The 562-nt window shown below is 71.5% G+C and carries 1 protein-coding gene; it reads right to left on the reverse strand.

The window, feature by feature from the left end; translation table 11 throughout:
- Positions 1–562: VIT family protein (locus tag DBR23_RS15085; protein WP_233250473.1), on the reverse strand; the 562-nt coding region annotated here is incomplete at both ends.

Below are 562 nucleotides of genomic sequence, written 5' to 3' on the forward strand. Positions count from 1 at the left end.
GCCATGGCCAGGGCCCCCCAGAAGGTCACGCGCCAGGCCCCCACGGCCATGCTTGCGCCACCTGTGCGCGCTGCCACAGCCCCCAGCAGGGCCAAAAAGACCAGCGCCGAGCCCGCCACCGCATACAGCAGGCTGCTGGCGGGCGCCACCACGGCAACAGCCAGCGGCAGTGCTGCCCCTATCGCAAAGCTGGCGGCTGATGTAAGGGCCGCTTGCACCGGACGGGCGGCCAGCGCCGGGGACACATTCAACTCGTCCCGCGCGTGTGCGCCCAGCGCGTCGTGCGCCATCAGCTGCGCTGACACCTGCTGGGCCAGCTCAGGGGTCAGGCCCCGGCCGACGTAGATGGCGGTCAGTTCGCGCGCCTCGGCCGCGGGGTCTGTGGCCAGCTCCGCGCGCTCGCGGTCAAGGTCTGCCTTTTCGGTGTCGGCCTGCGAATGCACCGACACATATTCGCCCGCCGCCATCGACATGGCGCCCGCCACCAGCCCAGCGACCGCCGTCACCACGATGGTGGACTGGCTCGATTGCGCAGCCGCCACTCCCACCACCAGGCTGGCGG

Source organism: Acidovorax sp. HMWF018 (assembly GCF_003061035.1).
GTDB classification, from domain to species: Bacteria; Pseudomonadota; Gammaproteobacteria; order Burkholderiales; family Burkholderiaceae_C; genus Acidovorax; species Acidovorax delafieldii.